This is a genomic window from Nocardia blacklockiae (assembly GCF_015477355.1).
Taxonomy (GTDB): Bacteria; Actinomycetota; Actinomycetes; order Mycobacteriales; family Mycobacteriaceae; genus Nocardia; species Nocardia blacklockiae.
In genome coordinates, this window is sequence record NZ_JADLRJ010000038.1 from 1 (window position 1) to 452 (window position 452).

At 32.7% G+C, this 452-nt stretch carries 1 protein-coding gene; it reads right to left on the reverse strand.

Annotation, left to right across the window (positions count from 1 at the left end):
• Positions 1 to 15 precede the first annotated feature (15 nt).
• Positions 16 to 452, reverse strand: a 437-nt coding sequence (locus IU476_RS35680; RefSeq protein ID WP_195106764.1) for a hypothetical protein, incomplete at its 5' end; no start/stop codon positions are given.

A 452-nucleotide genomic window follows, 5' to 3' on the forward strand; every position in this document is an offset into this window, starting at 1 on the left:
ACTCTTGTAGAGTATTTAGTTATTACTATTTGAGTTATAATATGAGCGAATACGGTCTTTATGAACGATGTATCCTTCCTTCGTTTTCACTGTTGATCCTAAATCTTGTTTTACGATTCCCTTCTTGTATCGTTTAGTTTCTTTTCCTCTCCTGTTTTGTTTAATGTAGATTTCATCTCCTTCTTTGAATTCCTTTTTTATTCTGTTTCTGTTATGCTGTTCCAATTGTTTTAATTGTACTGCATGTAGATTATTTGATGTTTCTTCTTCATTGATCATTTTGGTTTGAAAAAATAGGTCCACAGGTTTGCTCTTTGTTGTCGAGTGAAACGTGTTGTTATACTGATAAACAGCATTATAAATTTCCTTTGTTGCTGTCGTGTTATTATCAGCGGCTAATGATCTACATATTTCTAAAAGTCTTAAGTGTACACGTTCAATGTTGGCGTTGG